This is a genomic window from Rhizobium sp. 01T444 (genome assembly GCF_056398305.1).
Window position 1 is genome coordinate 1 of record NZ_JBFTPD010000364.1, and the last position, 544, is coordinate 544.

At 70.4% G+C, this 544-nt stretch carries 1 protein-coding gene; it reads right to left on the bottom strand.

What is annotated here, in order from left to right; translation table 11 throughout:
• On the bottom strand, nt 1–544 hold a 544-nt coding region (locus AC1DTN_RS38950; protein ID WP_477925581.1), incomplete at both ends, for an SDR family NAD(P)-dependent oxidoreductase.

Genomic DNA, 544 nt, shown 5'->3' on the forward strand with positions numbered 1-544 from the left:
ACTCGACCATCGGCGTGTGCAGCTGCCCGGGCACGACCGTATTCACGCGAATCCCCTGGCCCGCGTACTGCACCGCGAGCACGCGCGAGAACTGGATCACGCCGGCCTTGGTTGCCGCATAGGCGATCTGCGCCGCGCCGGTCCAGCGCAGCGCCGAGGTCGACGCCATGTTGACGATCGCGCCACCCCCCTGCGCCACCATGTGCGGCAGCACATGCTTGCAGGCGAGGAACACGCTCTTGAGGTTGTGGTCGACCTGCGCGTCCCACACCTCCTCGGACATCTCGACCGGCCCGCCCCTGGCSGARCCGCCGACGTTGTTGACCAGSAYRTCGATGCGSCCGAAGCGCGCAATGCAGGCCTGGACCATCGCCTCGATGGATGCGCTGCTGGTCACGTCGCAGGCCGCCGTGACGAGCACGCCCCCCGCCTCGGCGACGCGTTCGGCCGTCTCGCCGAGCCGCTCGATGTCGCGGTCGACGCCGAAGACCTGCGCGCCCTCCCGGGCGAAACGCACCGCCATCGCCCGGCCATTGCCCCAGCC